This is a genomic window from Burkholderia sp. SRS-25, assembly GCF_004343765.1.
Taxonomy (GTDB): domain Bacteria; phylum Pseudomonadota; class Gammaproteobacteria; order Burkholderiales; family Burkholderiaceae; genus Burkholderia; species Burkholderia contaminans.
The window spans coordinates 1-14,219 of sequence record NZ_PTXM01000020.1 but is presented as its reverse complement, the minus strand read 5'-3'; the positions used below and the strand labels follow the sequence as shown (position 1 = coordinate 14,219).

General features: G+C 66.6%; 16 protein-coding genes and 1 pseudogene. 5 read left to right on the top strand and 12 right to left on the bottom strand.

All coding sequences use genetic code 11. The features are described 5' to 3' along the window. Positions 1 to 187 precede the first annotated feature (187 nt). The 3 genes from C5O79_RS26605 to C5O79_RS26595 are packed head-to-tail and all read right to left on the bottom strand — an operon-like array spanning position 188 to position 2,072. A complete protein-coding gene (locus C5O79_RS26605) occupies positions 188 to 376 on the bottom strand; it encodes a 4-oxalocrotonate tautomerase (RefSeq protein ID WP_047849748.1) in 189 nt (62 codons plus the stop codon). A 51-nt stretch (positions 377 to 427) separates the two neighbouring features. Further along, the gene (locus C5O79_RS26600) at positions 428 to 1,204 is read right to left on the bottom strand and encodes a class II aldolase/adducin family protein (protein WP_122476219.1); all 777 of its coding nucleotides are present in this window, start codon (positions 1,202 to 1,204) and stop codon (positions 428 to 430) included. Next, entirely contained in the window at positions 1,179 to 2,072 is an 894-nt protein-coding gene (locus tag C5O79_RS26595) for an urea transporter (protein ID WP_122476217.1), read from the bottom strand. The genes C5O79_RS26600 and C5O79_RS26595 overlap by 26 nt, the downstream gene beginning before the upstream one ends. A gap of 259 nt (positions 2,073 to 2,331) precedes the next feature. Between C5O79_RS26595 and C5O79_RS26590 the strand changes: the two genes are divergently transcribed. Beyond that, a complete protein-coding gene (locus tag C5O79_RS26590) occupies positions 2,332 to 2,898 on the top strand; it encodes a putative glycolipid-binding domain-containing protein (protein ID WP_131931888.1) in 567 nt (188 codons plus the stop codon). Here the strand turns inward: C5O79_RS26590 and C5O79_RS26585 are convergent. The 5 genes from C5O79_RS26585 to C5O79_RS26565 all read right to left on the bottom strand — a co-directional run bounded on the left by C5O79_RS26585 (position 2,847) and on the right by C5O79_RS26565 (position 8,138). Further along, on the bottom strand, positions 2,847 to 3,770 hold the full coding sequence (locus tag C5O79_RS26585; RefSeq protein ID WP_122476215.1) for an alpha/beta fold hydrolase: 924 nt from the start codon (positions 3,768 to 3,770) through the stop codon (positions 2,847 to 2,849). The two genes, C5O79_RS26590 and C5O79_RS26585, sit on opposite strands and share 52 nt — an antisense overlap. 4 nt (positions 3,771 to 3,774) lie before the next feature. After that, the gene (locus C5O79_RS26580) at positions 3,775 to 4,680 is read right to left on the bottom strand and encodes a metal-dependent hydrolase (RefSeq protein WP_046548124.1); all 906 of its coding nucleotides are present in this window, start codon (positions 4,678 to 4,680) and stop codon (positions 3,775 to 3,777) included. Further along, a complete protein-coding gene (locus tag C5O79_RS26575; protein ID WP_046548123.1) occupies positions 4,677 to 5,609 on the bottom strand; it encodes an SDR family oxidoreductase in 933 nt (310 codons plus the stop codon). Before C5O79_RS26575 ends, C5O79_RS26580 begins: the two co-directional genes overlap by 4 nt. A gap of 21 nt (positions 5,610 to 5,630) precedes the next feature. Continuing rightward, entirely contained in the window at positions 5,631 to 7,220 is a 1,590-nt protein-coding gene (locus tag C5O79_RS26570) for an NAD(P)/FAD-dependent oxidoreductase (protein ID WP_047849752.1), read from the bottom strand. A gap of 246 nt (positions 7,221 to 7,466) precedes the next feature. Further along, positions 7,467 to 8,138 carry a lysoplasmalogenase gene (locus tag C5O79_RS26565; protein ID WP_046548569.1) on the bottom strand — a complete coding sequence of 224 codons (672 nt, stop codon included), beginning with the start codon at positions 8,136 to 8,138 and terminating at the stop codon, positions 7,467 to 7,469. Positions 8,139 to 8,268: 130 nt separating this feature from the next. On the opposite strand from C5O79_RS26565, the gene C5O79_RS26560 reads away from it, so the two are divergent. Continuing rightward, positions 8,269 to 8,493, top strand: coding sequence for a hypothetical protein (locus tag C5O79_RS26560; RefSeq protein WP_131931886.1), 225 nt, complete (start codon positions 8,269 to 8,271; stop codon positions 8,491 to 8,493). A 74-nt stretch (positions 8,494 to 8,567) separates the two neighbouring features. Continuing rightward, the gene (gene speB / locus C5O79_RS26555; RefSeq protein WP_122476213.1) at positions 8,568 to 9,536 is read left to right on the top strand and encodes an agmatinase; all 969 of its coding nucleotides are present in this window, start codon (positions 8,568 to 8,570) and stop codon (positions 9,534 to 9,536) included. A gap of 224 nt (positions 9,537 to 9,760) precedes the next feature. Here the strand turns inward: speB and C5O79_RS26550 are convergent, their stop codons facing one another. Further along, on the bottom strand, positions 9,761 to 11,068 hold the full coding sequence (locus C5O79_RS26550; RefSeq protein WP_122476211.1) for a citrate synthase family protein: 1,308 nt from the start codon (positions 11,066 to 11,068) through the stop codon (positions 9,761 to 9,763). Positions 11,069 to 11,171: 103 nt separating this feature from the next. On the opposite strand from C5O79_RS26550, the gene C5O79_RS26545 reads away from it, so the two are divergent. After that, positions 11,172 to 12,605, top strand: a complete 1,434-nt coding sequence (locus tag C5O79_RS26545; RefSeq protein ID WP_122476209.1) for a CoA transferase — start codon at positions 11,172 to 11,174, stop codon at positions 12,603 to 12,605. Positions 12,606 to 12,674: 69 nt separating this feature from the next. Here C5O79_RS26545 and C5O79_RS26540 read toward each other — a convergent pair whose 3' ends face one another. Further along, positions 12,675 to 12,899, bottom strand: a complete 225-nt coding sequence (locus C5O79_RS26540; RefSeq protein WP_046548118.1) for a hypothetical protein — start codon at positions 12,897 to 12,899, stop codon at positions 12,675 to 12,677. Between the two features lie 276 nt (positions 12,900 to 13,175). After that, on the bottom strand, positions 13,176 to 13,379 hold the full coding sequence (locus tag C5O79_RS26535) for a cold-shock protein (RefSeq protein WP_006485974.1): 204 nt from the start codon (positions 13,377 to 13,379) through the stop codon (positions 13,176 to 13,178). A gap of 387 nt (positions 13,380 to 13,766) precedes the next feature. Between C5O79_RS26535 and C5O79_RS26530 the strand changes: the two genes are divergently transcribed. Next, on the top strand, positions 13,767 to 13,958 hold the full coding sequence (locus C5O79_RS26530) for a hypothetical protein (RefSeq protein ID WP_122476207.1): 192 nt from the start codon (positions 13,767 to 13,769) through the stop codon (positions 13,956 to 13,958). A gap of 71 nt (positions 13,959 to 14,029) precedes the next feature. On the opposite strand, the pseudogene C5O79_RS26525 reads toward C5O79_RS26530, so the two are convergent. Then, positions 14,030 to 14,219: pseudogene (locus tag C5O79_RS26525) on the bottom strand (threonine ammonia-lyase, biosynthetic); the annotation flags it as partial.

The following is a 14,219-nucleotide window of genomic DNA, read 5'->3' as shown; positions in this document are numbered from 1 at the left end:
TCTCCTCGTCGGGTGGCCATCGGCTGCTGCGTCTGTCCGGCATTATGCGCCGATTGCGTGACAAAGCGATGTGCGGGCGCACAACGGGCGGCGGCCGGAGAAGGCCGCGTGCAGCGCCCGTCGCAGGCGCTGCTGCGTGTGTATCAGCGCAGCGCAGGCAGCGCAGGGGCGACGCCGCCTTTGATGCTCAGCGCTCGTCGCTCCACAGCTTGCCGGCCGTCGACCAGTTCTCTTTCTTCACGTCGGTGAGGATGATATCGACCGAGCCCGGCTCGCAGCCGAGCGTCTCGCACGTGACGCGCGTGATGGCTTCGACGAATGCGCGCTTCTGGTCGACGGTGCGGCCTTCGAAGAGCTGGATATTGAAAGTCGGCATGACGGAGTGCTCCGATGGTTGGGGTGAATGATGCGTTGAAAGCCGGCGGCGTCAGTCGCGATACGTCGGATCGATCCGGTCGAGCCGGCGCAGCAGCGCCGGCCATTCCAGTTCGCCCTCGATCGCGCCGCCGTCGCGCAGCTGCTCGGCGGTTCGGTCGGCGACGGCCGGATCGGGCAGCACGAGCGGCCCGCCGCCGGCCTGCGCGCGCACCTGGATGTCGCACGCCTTGATCAGCGTATCCATCAGCACATACGCTTCGGCCACGGTGCGGCCGACCGTCAGCGTGCCGTGGTTGCGCAGCAGCATCGCGGATTTCGCGCCGAGGCTCGCGGTCAGCCGCGCGCCTTCGGCCGGAGAGAACGCGAGCGCCTCGTAGTCGTGGTACCCGAGGTCCCCGTGAAACCGCAGTGCGTGCTGCGACGCGGGCAGCAGCCCGTCGCGCTGGATCGACACGGCGATGCCGGCCGTATTGTGCAGATGCATCACGCACACGGCGTCGGCGCGCGCGGCATGCACGGCCGCGTGCAGCGCGAAGCCCGTCACGTTGACCGCATGCTCGCTGTCACCGACGCGGTTGCCGGCCAGATCGATCTTCACGAGATTCGACGCGCGGACTTCGTCGAACGTGAGGCCGAACGGGTTGATCAGGAAGTGACCGGGCTCGCCGGGCACGGTCGCGGAAAGGTGCGTGTAGATCAGGTCGTCCCAGCCGTTCAGCGCGACGAGCCGGTACGCGGCGGCGAGGTCGACGCGCATCCGGCGTTCGGCGTCCGAGATCGGGCCGCCGGGTTTCACGGCATCAGGACGGTGTGCGAATGACGACATCGGGTTCTCCGAGGGTGAAGCGGCGCGCGACGATGACCGTGACCCACGACGCGAGCGCGAACGGCGCCGTGAACGCGGGAATGCCGGCGCGCGTCGCGAGCCACTGGATCAGCGCGGCGAGTGTGGCGGCCGCGAACGCCGCGCGTGGGCCGTGCGGCATCAGCGCGAGTGCGGCGAGCGCGCCGTTGAAGCCGAGCAGGCCGTCGGCGAACGATGCGCCGCTCGCGCCGAGCGCGACCAGCAGCACGGTCGATGCCAGCGCGCCGCCAACCGCGAACGCGGCCGCGCGGCGCGATGCAACGGCGAGGCCGGCGACGATCAGCACGCCGGCCCATGCACCTTGCGCGAAGGTGGTCTGCGCGACGCCTGACAGAAGCGCGTCGGCGGCGGAAACAAGCGTCAGCGCCGGGCTGGCCATCGCGCCGCTCGCATGCTGCAGCGCGACAAGCGGCAGCCACAGCGCGGTGACGATGAGGCACGGGCTCGAATACGGGCACTGGCGCCAGCGTGCAAGCGGCTTGCGCATCGCGCGGTGCACGAGCGCCGCGCCGATCGAGACCAGCGGCACCAGTGCGACGGCGGCGAGCTGATGGGGCGCGAACTGCACGGCGATCAACGCGGCGAGCGCGCCGTTGAAACCGTGCAGCCCCTGCTCGACGTCGCGGCGCTCGGCGCCCGTCAGCACCGCCGTCATGCTGGCGGCGGCCGAGCCGACCAGCGCCGCGCTCGCGAGCCGCAGGTCGGTCAGCGCCAGCGCGGCGAGCAGCAGCGCGCCGGTGAGCGCATTCGCCTGCAGCACGATCTGCCCGATGCCGCGCAGCAGGATACGCAGGTCGATCGACGGCGAAACGGGGCGGGTGGTAGGCATGATGGCGGCGGAACAGGACGAGCCGCGAGCATAGGACACAATTCCATGCACCGGAATAGGGAATTCTGGATAGTCAGGATTTGTGGTCGATGCCCCGAAACGGTGAATCCAGCCGTCGATTCCTGCTCGCACGTCGCGCCGTTGGCCCGTTTGACGGGTTGCCCCGTTCGGGAATCGAATCCTGATGATGGCCGGCATCTTCGCCGGGCGATCTGTGCGACGATGCCTCGCATCGTCCGGAATACCGGGAGGGGCAGAGATGCGCGAAGTGCGTTGGGCGTCGCTCGAAGGCGACGGAGTCGAACATCTGACGTTCGACCGGAGCGGCGGCGGGATCGTCGTCGAAAGCGCGGTGGTCGGCCAGCGGTACGGCCGTGCGTACGGGCTCGCGTATCGCGTCGAGTGCGATGCGCACTGGCGCGTGACCCATGCGGTGCTCAAGGTGATGGGCGGCGGCACGCTCGAATTGCGCGGCGACGGTGCCGGCCATTGGCACGACGGCTCGGGCCGCGCACTGCCGGAGCTCGACGGCTGCATCGACATCGACATCGCGGCGACGCCGTTCACGAATTCGCTGCCGATCGGCCGCCTCGGGCTCGCGCGCGGCGAGCGGCAACCGATCGACGTCGCGTACATCTCGATGCCGGACCTGAAGGTCACGCCGGTCAAGCAGGCCTACGCGTGCCTCGAGCCGGGCCGGCGCTACCGCTACGAAGGGATCTTCCGCGACTTCACGGCCGAGATGGAGATCGACGACGACGGGCTCGTCGTCGATTACGAGACGCTGTTCAGACGCCTCCCGGCGGTGGCGCCCGCGGTGCGCTGAACCCCGGCCGCGACCGGGGCGAGCGCCGGCCGCTCCTGCGCGGACGCGAAGCGGTCGATCCGCGACGCGATCATGTCGGGGTGGCGCAGCACGATCCAGTGCGTGCCGTCGATCTCCTCGCGCACGTGGTCGCCGAGCCAGCGGTCGAGGTCGACCGACATCTCGGGCGTCACGTAGCGGTCGCGCACCGGCACCAGGATCTGCACGGGCGCCTGCGCGTACCGCTCGCGCGGCTTGCGGGCCCGTGCGATGAAGTTCGCGCGGTACAGCTGCAGGCCGTTCAGCGCGTTCTTCAGTTGCACGGGATCGCGCTCCGCACGCACGCGCTCGGTGAGCTGCAGCCAGCGCGGCCACAATGCCGCGCCGCCGAGCCGCCATACCAGCGACGGCACGAGCGGCAGGTGGAAGAACGCGATGTACCACGACTTCAGGCTTTGCTTGAGCCGCATCTTCGCGCGGAACACGTGATCGAGGCACGGGCCCGAGATCGACGTGTACGACGCGATCCTGCCGCGGAACGCGGGGTCGGTCACGGCCTCCCAGCACTGGATCGAGCCCCAGTCGTGGCCGACGAGGTGAAACGGCCGGCCGCCGCAGGTTGCGTCGGCCACCGCCTTCAGGTCGGCGGCGAGCCGTTCGAGCGTGTAGTCGGCACGGCGGCGCGGCGCATCGGACGCGCCGGCGCCGCGCACGTCGTACGCGATCACGCGATAGCGCTTCGCGAGCCGCGCCCGGACCGGCGCCCACACGGCCGCCGAATCGGGGTAGCCGTGCACGAGGATCAGCGGCGGCGCGCGGCGCGACCCGCTGACGTAGACGGCGAGTTTCACGTCGCCGGACTGGACGGTCAGCATCTCGTGAGCGCGCGCCATGGCGTCATGCCTGCGCCACCGAATGCAGCGGCACGCGGCGCGGGGCGGCTTGCGCGGCGTAGCGCGCGTTGGTCGCATCGATGTTCTCGAGCAGCGTGTCGAGCTCCTGCAGGTACTGATGGTTGTCGTGATCCCACGGGTGGAAACCCGGGCGGAAGTAGTCGAGCCATTCGCGTGCGATGCTCGGGAACACGCCATGCCTCGGGCTGTACAGATATTTCACGAGTCGCCACATGCCGCCGAACTTGCCGTGTTCACGACGGTGCGCGCGCATCAGCCGTACGTGGAAGTCGAACACGATGGCCCAGAAGAACACGGTCGTCGTCAGCATCGTGCCGGTGCGCAGCAGGTAGCTGCCGAGGCCCGGCTTCATCACGGTGCGCCACACGTCGTAGGACACCGCCTTGTGCTCGGTTTCCTCCATCGCGTGCCACATCCACATCTGCTGGTAGCCTTCGACCGAGCCGTCGATGCGGTGCTCGTGGCCGGACAGCAACTGGTTCGCGAGGATCGCCGTGTAGTGCTCGAGCGCGATCGTGATCGCGAGCTGCATCGAATGCGGCAGCACCTTCTTGAACCAGCCGAGGATCGTCCACAGGCGCTTGTCGAGCTTGTGCGCGGGCAGGCCCGACGCCTGCAGCAGGTCGTTGTATTCGATGTGTTCGCGCGTGTGCATCGCTTCCTGGCCGATGAAGCCGAGCACCTGCTTCTTCAGCTCCGGATCCTCGATCTGGTCGCGATAGTTGCGCACCGAATCCATGAAGAAGCGTTCGCCGGCCGGGAACAGCAGCGACAGCGCGTTCATGAAGTGCGTGACCGGTACGCCCTGCACGTGCCAGTCGCGCGCGCGTTCGGGGGGCAGCGCGAAACGGATGTCGCGCCGCACGGGCATCATGTTCGGGGTCGTCATGATTGTTCTCCTCCCTGGTTGCCTGCATTGTTGTAGGTGGCGTGCAGCGGCGCGGCCGCCGGCGTGCCGCGCGCGGCGCGGCGGGCCTTCGCGGCCTCGCGGCGCGTCGCGAGCACGACGAGCGCCTGGTACGCGGCGGGCAGGATGCGCGCCATCCAGTCCGCGCCCTTCGCGTCGCGGCCGATCAGGACGCGGCGCTTGTTCTTGCGCACGCCGGCAAGGATCGTGCGCGCGGCCTCGTCGGCGGTCGTGATGAAGAACTTCTCGAAGCTGTCCTTGCCTTGCTGTTCGCTCTCGACGATGAAGCCGACCATGTTCTTCGCGACGCGGCTCGATTGCGCGATGTTCGTGCGGATGCCGCCCGGATGCACGCAGGTGGCCGACACGCCGCACTTCATCATGTCGAGTTCCTGGCGCAGCGATTCGGTGAAGCCGCGCACGGCGAACTTGGTCGCGTTGTAGCCGCTCATGCCCGGCTGCGCGAAGATCCCGAAGATGCTCGACGTGTTGATCACGTGGCCGTCGCCCGATGCCTTCAGGTGCGGCAGGAACGCCTTCGTGCCGTGCACGACGCCCCAGAAGTTGATGTTCACGATCCACTCGAGATCGCTGTATTCCATGCCTTCGATCGTGCTCGACAGCGCGACGCCCGCGTTGTTGAAGATCAGGTTGACCTTGCCGTGTTCCTTCGCGGTGTCGTCGGCCCACGCGAACATTGCGTCGCGGTCGCCTACATCCAGCATGCGCGTCGACACGCGCACGTTCGGCGCGATCGCGCGGACGATCCGTTCGGTTTCGGCGAGGCCCACGCCGTTCTTGTCGGCAAGCGATACGTGGCAGCCGGCCTGCGCGAGCTGGATCGCGAGCGAGCGACCCATGCCCGAGCCGGCACCGGTGATCGCAGCGACCTTGTTGGCGAAATCTCTCATGTCGATGGCTCCTTGTCTGGCTCAGGCCGCTTCTGCGGACGGGGAAGTCGAAGCGGAAGCGGCGGGCGCGGCGGCGGGCCGTGCGGTCGTGTCGTGTTGCGGCGCGCGATACGCGTGGTAGTCGGCGATCGAGAAGTGCGCGGTCGCCTGGCGGAAACGCCACGTGAAGCCCGGCCACAGCGTCGTGTTCTTGCCGGTGCGCGGATCGAGGTACCAGCTCTTGCAGCCGCCCGTCGACCAGATCGCCTTCTTCAGCTTGCCTTGCAGGTCGTTGTTGAACTGCGCCTCGACGAGCGGGCGCACCTCGATCGCGTCGGCCCGTTCGCGACGCATCGCCTGCAGTGCGCCGAGGATGTATTCGATCTGCGACTCGATCATGAACACCATCGAGTTGTGGCCGAGGCCCGTGTTCGGGCCGACGATCATGAAGAAGTTCGGGTAGCCGGGCAGCGTCGAGCCGAGATACGCGTGCGCGCCGTCGCGCCATGCGTCGACGATGTCGAGCCCGCCACGGCCGATGATCGCGCCGCGCGGATACGGATCGGCCACCTGGAAGCCGGTGCCGTAGATCAGGCAGTCGACTTCATGACGCTTGCCGTCGGCCGTCACGACCGCGTCGGCTTCGATGTGGTCGATGCCGGTCGTGATCACGTCGACGTTCTTGCGCGACAGCGCCGGGTAGTAGTCGTTCGAGATCAGCACGCGCTTGCAGCCGAGCGTGTAATTCGGCGTGACGGTCTTGCGCAGCTCCGGATCGGGAATCTGCTTGCGGATGTGGCGCAGCGCGAGCTTCTGCACGTTCTTCATCAGCGACGGGTGGATCGCGAAGCCGAGCACGCGCGATTCGAGCATCCAGTAGATGCCGCTACGCACGATCTTCTGCGTGAACGGCAGCGTGCGGAACAGCCATTTCTCGAGCCCGGTCAAGTTGCGGTCGGGTTTCGGCATGATCCACGGCGGCGTGCGCTGGAACAGCGCGAGTTCCTTCACGCGCGGTGCGATCTGCGGTACGAACTGGATCGCGCTCGCGCCGGTGCCGATCACCGCGACGCGCTTGCCTTCGAGCGCATAGTCGTGATCCCACTGTTGCGAGTGGAACGCGCGGCCCTTGAAGTTCTCGACGCCGGGAATCGACGGGAGCGCGGCGCGCGACAGCCCGCCCATCCCCGACACCAGCACGCGCGCGGACAGCCGCTTGCCGTTCGCGAACGTGAGGCGCCAGCGTTGCGCGGCCTCGTCATACTCGGCGCGCTGCAGTTCGTGGTTCAGGCGCAGGTGCGAGCCGATCCCGAAGCGCTGCACGCAGTCTTCCAGATAGGCGCGGATTTCCGGCTGCGGCGCGAACATGCGCGTCCAGCGCGGGTTCGGCGCGAACGAGAACGAATAGACGTGCGATTGCACGTCACATGCACACCCGGGGTAATGATTGTCACGCCACGTGCCGCCGACCGACGCGGCCTTCTCGAGGACGACGAAGTCGGTCGCGCCTGTCTGACGCAGGCGGATCGCCATCCCGAGGCCGGCGAAGCCGGTGCCGATGATGGCGATGTCGATGGTTTCGTCCTGGCCGTCGTGGCCGGGCGGACCGAAAGGCAACGTGCGAGCATTCATCCGGGTGTCTCCGATTTGGCTCATTTTCGAATGTTACATTGTTTGATGTAACGATAGTGGGTGAACCCGGAAACCGCAAGAGGCTAGAAGAGGCGCTCTAAGGGCCGGAAGCCAGACGGGAAAAGGCTGAGCGGGGTTTGGAACGGGCCGGCTTCCGCGCTGCGGGATAAGCGGAAAGGGCCGTCGACTGGGCGAGAGAGGGCGCGGACCAGGCCACCGGCGCGCGGCGGCCTGTTTGAAACGGTATCAGGGACGGATCGAGCGGGCGGCCGTCTCATGGAAAACCCCGGCCACGATCGTGACCTGCGCGAGCGCGTAGAGGCCCCAGATCAGGTAATCGAGGCCTGGAAAACCGCCGAGGAAGCGGCCGACGCCGATCAGCGTATCGGAGCCGACGAAGATCAGGCTGCCGATGGCCACCAGCGGGCCGTGCGTCCGGGCGGCGAGCGCGAAGCTCGCCATCGCGCACAGCACGAGCATGTAGACGGCGACCGGCGCCATCAGCTCGCCGAGGTGCGGGAAGAACGCCACGTAGAACGCCGGCGCGGCGATCCACAGCCCGACGAGCGCGACGATGCGCCAGCCGTGCGGCCGCGCGCGCCAGCGCATGAAGATCGCGCAGTAGCACAGGTGCGTGAGCAGGAATGCGCCGAGGCCGAGGACGAACGACAGCGGCCAGGCGGGCAGCGCAAGCAGCACGTCGCCGAGCACGGCCGTCACGAGCGCTGCGCACAGCCACGCGCGTTCGCGCGGTGCGGCGCAGGTGCTGCCTGCCCCGAGCAGCAGGATGCCCATCGCGGCTTTCGCGGCGGCCTGGCCGGGATAGGGCGACGCGGCGAGCGACAGTCCATAAAGCAGCGCGGCGACGACGGCGAGCGGCCAGAGCCGGCGGTAGGTGGCGGGAAGCGTGGCGATCAAGGCGGGGGTCTCCCGTTTGTTGTTGTCTGCGGTGGACGGCGCGCGGTCGAGGGCGCGGCTGCCGGCCATTATCCGGAAGAACGGGCGTGCGAAAACCGGCGAATCCTTCTAGGAAACGGCCGGGAGCGCCATGCACAAGGATCGCTCGCCGACGCATCAATCCGGCGATGCCGGGCTCCGATGCCTGGGCGCGGCCGCCGGATTTCTCCGCGCGTTGCCCCGGTCGAACCGGGGCAACGACTGCAATTCGGCTTGCTATGATCGCCGCGGTATTGCCGTTGTCGATGTGGTTGTTGCTGTCGTTGTTTCCGCCCGGCCGCGCGACTGGATGCGCAAGCCGGTGCGGGCCCGATGAATCCCGGCCGTGCCCGGCCCGTGCGCTGATGCGAAGCGGGGCGGGCGGGCCTCCCCACGAAAACAGGTCCGACCATGACCGAACTTCTCCATGGCGACGGCGCGATCCGTCGCACGACGCCGTACGGCTCGTCGATCGAAAACACCTATGCGGGCGTGCTGTCGTTCATGCGCCGCAACTATTCGCGCGCGCTCGACGGCGTCGACGTCGCGATCTCCGGCGTGCCGCTCGACCTCGCGACGACCTACCGCTCCGGCGCGCGGCTCGGGCCGGCGGCGATTCGCGCGGCGAGCGTGCAGCTCGCGGAGCTTCATCCGTATCCGTGGGGCTTCAACCCGTTCGACGATCTCGCGGCGGTCGACTACGGCGATTGCTGGTTCGACGCGCACAACCCGCTGTCGATCAAGCCCGCGATCATCGAGCATGCGCGCACGATCCTCGGTTCCGGCGCGAAGATGCTGACGCTCGGCGGCGACCACTACATCACGTATCCGCTGCTGGTCGCGCATGCGGAGCGCTACGGCAAGCCGTTGTCGCTGATCCATTTCGACGCGCACTGCGATACGTGGGCCGACGACGATCCGGACAGCCTCAATCACGGAACGATGTTCTACAAGGCCGTGAAGGAAGGGTTGATCGATCCGGCGACGTCGGTGCAGGTCGGGATTCGCACGTGGAACGACGACTTCCTGGGGATCGAGCGGCTCGATGCGGCGTGGGTGCATGACCATGGCGCGCGCGCGGCGGTCGAACGGATCGTCGACATCGTCGGCGCGCGGCCGGCGTACCTGACGTTCGATATCGATTGTCTCGATCCGGCGTTCGCGCCTGGTACCGGCACGCCGGTCGCGGGCGGGCTTTCGTCGGCTCAGGCGCTGGCGATCGTGCGTGCGCTCGGCGCGGTGAACCTGGTCGGCGCCGACGTGGTCGAGGTGGCGCCCGCGTACGACCACGCGGACATCACGGCGATCGCGGCCGCGCATGTCGCGTGTGACTTGCTGTGTTTGTGGCGGCAGAAGAAGGTGGCGGGGGCGCTGAAGTAAGTCGGCATGCCGGGCATGCGCGTGCCGCTGGCGCGGTGCGCGCATTGCCGGATCGAGGTGCCGTGTGCTGTGTGCCTGTCACGTAGCCGGCGAAAGAAGTGCTCACGGATTTCGGTGGAAGGGCCTTGCCGACCCGTCGGCGAAATCCGCGAAACGTCAGCGGGTAGTTGCTTCCGTTCACCAACGAGGCGTTAGCGTGTCACCGATGATGTGCCACGACTTCATCAATCAAAAACCTGTCGACTCCTGAAAAAAGCCGAAAGCATGTCGTCATTCGGTGCTGCCGGTTGCGTTGTTTGCTTCTTTCCCGACCGTCCGCGAGATCGAGAGTGATCCGCCCCGGCGCCGGCTCCATCTGGCCAGGTCCCCGTATAAACCGCACGCGGCCTGATGAGATCGGATTGCTCACGCTGCTCCAGCCCGTGCGCGATCCAGCCGATCGATCGGCCGAGCGCGAACAGGCCGAATGCGGCGCCGACGGGCAGCCGCAAATGTCTGCGTAGCGCCACCAGCGCGAGATCCAGCGAAGGCTTCTGGCCAACCAGCGCGCTCCCGGCATCGATCATCTTTTTCCACTGAGGATGACGCGGCAGGATCCGCGACAACAGATACGTCGCGCGCACGTCGCCGTCGGGATAGAGCGCATGTCCGAAGCCGGGCAAGCCGTCTCCCCGGGCGAGACGCGCGGCCATTTTTTGCTCGACGTCCTTGTTGCCCAGCTCGTCCCACAGTGCTTCGCCGCGCGCGGTGGTGGCGCCATGCCGCTCGCCCGACAGGCCGGCCATGCCGCCGACCACGACGGCCCGCAAGCTTGCGTTTGTCGACGCGATGCATCGCCCCGTGAAGCTCGACGCGTTCAGTTCGTGGTCCGCGCACAGCACGAGCGCCATCCTGATCAGTTCGGCGCCCGCCGGCCCGACGCCCCATGCCCGCGCGCATTGCTCGTGGATGGGTGCCGTATCGATCCGGGTGCGCAGCAGGCATGCCGCCAGAATCCGCACGAGATCGCCGCAGCCCTGCGCCTGACGATCGGCCGGCTGATGCCAGATCGCCGTCGGCGCATCCTCGCTCGCGACGGTGAAGAGCGGCAGCAGCGCCTGTTCGGCGCGTTGATCGGCGTAGTGCCTGAAGAGCGTTCGCAGTACCGACGGCGTAGGGGGGACGCGTCGGTCGAACGCGGTCTGCTCGTCGCATCGCCACAGCAGCGCCGCGACTTCCTCGAGACTCGCGCGGGCAGCGAGATCGAGTGCATCCACGCCGCGATAGAAGAGCCGGCCGCCATCGATCAACGTGATGCTCGATTCGAGCACGGGCGAGCCCCAGTTCAGCGCGGCCTTCGCCACTTCCTTCGGCTTGCGGCCGCGTGCGCGTTGATCCGCGAGCCGGTCGACATCGGCCGCGAGGTAGCGGCTTTCACGGTGACTGCCGCCCGGTTCCGCGCGAAGCAGGCCGCGGCTGACGTACGCGTAGAGGGTTTGCCGCGAGACACCGAGCCTTGCCGCGGCTTCGGTCGAATTCAGGTAGTTCGACATCGTGCGCAGGGGGAATCGTTCGACAGGTTGATCAGGATAATCAACGTTGACAGCAAATGCGAGCGAGACGATCTTTGCCTCACCTAACTCATGCGAGGCGAACATGCGAGTGGATCAAACGTCGACGGAACGGGCCGCGTCCGATGAGGCTCGGGTGTCGCGTCAACTACGGGTGTTCTGGCTCGCGGCGGGCGGGTCCCAGGCGTTCCTCGAGTTGTGCAGTTTCAGCGGGGCGGGCGAACTGGCGTCGGCATTTCGCGTAAGCGACTTGGCCACGGCGGCGATCGGCGCGGCAGGAACGTCCGTCGCCGAATTGCTGCATGCGTCGACCGGAACGTTGCCGTCGGTGCGGGTCGACCGGCGCATGGCGTCGCTATGGTTCGGCACGTCGCTGCGTCCGCAAGGCTGGACGATGCCGCCTCAATGGGATCCGGTGGCCGGCAACTATCGGGCGCGCGATCGCTGGATCCGGTTGCACACGAACGCGCCGCATCATCGGCTGGCTGCGTTGTCGGTGCTCGACTGTGCCGCCGATGCGCAGTCGGTCGTGCAAGCGGTGAGTCGTTGGGATGCCGGTGCGCTCGAAGACGCGATCGTCGAGCGCGGCGGTTGTGCCGCGGCGATGTACTCGGCGCAGGAGTGGGCCCGGCATCCGCAGGGCAAGGCGGTCGCAACCGAACCGCTGCTGCATGTTCGTGCCGCGACCGATGCCGTCACGCATGCGTGGCGGCCTTCGAAAGACCGGCCGTTGCGCGGCATTCGCGTGCTCGACCTGACGCGCATTCTCGCCGGGCCCGTGGCGACACGCTTTCTTGCGGGCCTGGGCGCCGATGTGCTGCGCATCGATCCGTACGGCTGGGAAGAACCGGGCACGGTGCCCGAAGTCGTCCTGGGCAAGCGGTGTGCGCGGCTGGACCTGAAGGATGCCGCGGATCTCGATACGCTCAAGCAGTTGCTGCGCAGCGCGGATATCGTCGTGCACGGTTACCGGTCGGACGCGCTCGCGCGCCTCGGACTCGATGCGGCGCATCGGCGCGAACTGAATCCTGCGCTCGTCGACGTGTCGCTTGACGCTTATGGCTGGAGTGGTGAATGGCGATGCCGGCGCGGCTTCGACAGTCTCATTCAAATGAGCACGGGAATCGCCGAGGCGGGCATGCGCGTGATGGGTGGCGATGAGCCGGTGAATTTACCCGTTCAGGCGATCGACCATGCGACGGGCTACCTGATGGCGACGGCCGCCATCCGCGGGCTGACGACGCGAATGAAGGAGGGCGTCGGTACCGAGGTCCGCGCTTCGCTGGCGCGGACTGCGGCTGAGTTGCAGTTGCGGTCGGAGCCGATGAGCGAGGTGGTCGAAGTGGTTGCTGACGATCGGCGTGATCGTGCGGCACACGTCGAACCGACGTCGTGGGGGCCGGCATTCCGGCTCCTTCCGCCCGTGCAGATCGACGATGCGCCGCTACGATGGCTTTATCCGGCACGCGCACTGGGTTCGTCTGAACCCGGGTGGTCGTCGTCGAACGACGATCTTTGAAGCGGTGCGATGAATCGGCCGATGCTGGCGCGTTGCGCGCGTCGCTGGGTCGACGCCCCGGGATTGCCTTTAACCGCGCGTGTCGACCCAGTTGCGTGCCCAGCGCGCCGAATGCTGCAACGCCTGCTCCTCGCTCGCGAAGTAATCGAGCGAATAGAACTGGTAGCGGCCTTCGCTGCGTGCGCTACCGGCGCGTTCGAGCAGCAGGTTGGATGAAAAGCTTCCATCGGGCAAACGATGCGCCGAGGGTTGGACGGCATAGCCGTTGTATTGATGAATTTGTTTGTTGTGCATTTTAATTTTAATAATGTTCGAGTGCGCGCGGGCCGTGCGGACGTGCACGGGTACGCCGATTCAAAGCCATTGCGAGCTGAATCCGACGCAGTCGTAAAGCGAAAAAGGGCTTGGCAGCCTGAGGGGGAATGAAGTGCAACGAGGCGTGTGGCGCGCGGCAAGCTGCGGCATGAACCGATGCAGCCAAGAGCAATCGCGCCAACTTTGGGAGACCAGGCTCCGCGAGGATGTCGCTGCAACCCGGCGCCCGTTACGGGCGGCCGGATCCTTCAAACTTTACAGCGGCTTGATGTTGGCCGCTTGCAGACCCTTCGGGCCTTGCTTCGTTTCGAAGCTCACCTTCTGATTTTCAGCCAGCGTCTTGAAGCCGTCGGCGCGAATTTCGGAGAAGTGAGCGAAGAGGTCGTCGCCGCCGTTGTCGGGCGTGATGAAGCCGAAGCCTTTGCTGTCGTTGAACCACTTGACGATACCGGTATCCATGAAGATTCCTTGAGAAAAAAATATAAAGATTTGCTCTGAAAAGAGCGCGTGAAGCGTCAAGGAGGGAGAGGACAACGAATACCGCTGAGGAGCGATCAATTGATGAACAGCAATCGGACTTCTTGAACTTCGAACGAGACATTAACCGCTGGGCAGCGGTGGCGTCAATCGTTAACTTGTAACTGTTTCACCACGCGGCCCGTTCTTGAGGATGAAGCGATGTGGCCCTGTCTCGCACCGCGTGCTGCGTGGCATGGCGTGCAGGTGGGCGAGCTGGACGGGTTCGAGGGCGCTGAACGACCTGAAGCGGCCACATAGTCATGCCCAAAGCCGCCATTCGAATCACGAACCACCTTGCGACGGGGAATCGCTTTACGGTCGTTCACGATGAACATCAAAGCGGGACCCGCGCTCTGGCGTGAATGCCGACAGTTCGTTGCGCGTTTTCCGAGAATTTTCCGAGAATTCGACGAGAACAAACAGGCTGGCGAGCCGTGCGCTCGTCATGTGCCGGAGCAGACGGCCGAAGCAATCGGCGGCGCGTTTTCCGATGCGCCGCCGATCGTGCGAGGCGGATGACAGCCGCTTCCGATGCGGCAAGGACGATCAACTGTCCTGGTGGCCCGCATCGTCGACAGGCACGCGCCGTACTACAAGAACAAGCGATAGGCGAGATTGTTGCCTTCCTCGATGTACGGATAGCCCAGCGTCGACAGGAAGCGTTCGAATTCGGCGCGATCGGCCGGCGGCACCTGCAGCCCGACGAGGATCGAGCTGTAGTCCGCGCCCTGGTTACGGTAGTGGAACAGGCTGATGTTCCAGTCCGGCGCCATCGACGAC